Annotated in this window: 2 tRNA genes (1 of these 2 only partly in view); both read left to right on the top strand. The window is 55.7% G+C overall.

From position 1 onward, the window contains the following. A tRNA-Ser gene (locus tag QGH30_09745) sits at positions 1-39 on the top strand; it begins 60 nt to the left of the window's first position. Between the two features lie 48 nt (positions 40-87). Beyond that, positions 88-161, top strand: a tRNA-Arg gene (locus QGH30_09740). Positions 162-603: the final 442 nt, after the last annotated feature.

The following is a 603-nucleotide window of genomic DNA, read 5'->3' as shown; positions in this document are numbered from 1 at the left end:
AAAAGCTCTTCGTGGGTTCGAATCCCACCCTCTCCGCCACAACCACCTGGTGGGCCGTCAACGGGCCACTCATACACTCGGGTGTCTGCGCTTGTAGCTCAATTGGATAGAGCATCTGACTACGGATCAGAAGGTTGGGGGTTCGAGTCCCTCCAAGCGCGCTAGGTGTTTGTGCAGGTCAGAACCCCAGTTGGGTTCGACTGAATCTCATCTACCAATCCATCCAGACGATCATTTTGAAGCCCCGATGGCAGTCGGGTAGATGGTGTCAGGATTCATAATTCACTCTGACTGCCCTTGGGTTAGAGCCAAGACCATCCACTCTTTCATCGCGACGCCATCGAAAACACGTAGAAGGGCCTCCGCCCCTTGCCCGCTAGAGAACCAGCGTGAATCTGCCCCTCGGGGAAGTGCGACTGTGGACTGGAATGGCGGGTGTTGTGACCGAACGCTAAGTGCACTCACTTTGAGTTCGTGGTCTCTTTCACCTAATCCACTTTGACAACACCGGGGCGCAGGCGAACACGTCGAGACCATGGAGCAGCTCAGCAGGTAGACCCTTGATGCGGAGGGATCGGCTGCCCAAAGTGAGTGATCCCTAGT

It is taken from the genome of Candidatus Krumholzibacteriia bacterium (assembly GCA_030748535.1).
GTDB lineage: Bacteria > Krumholzibacteriota > Krumholzibacteriia > JACNKJ01 > JACNKJ01 > JASMLU01.
Note: the sequence above shows the minus strand (reverse complement) of the source record. Positions and strands in the feature narration are given on the sequence as shown.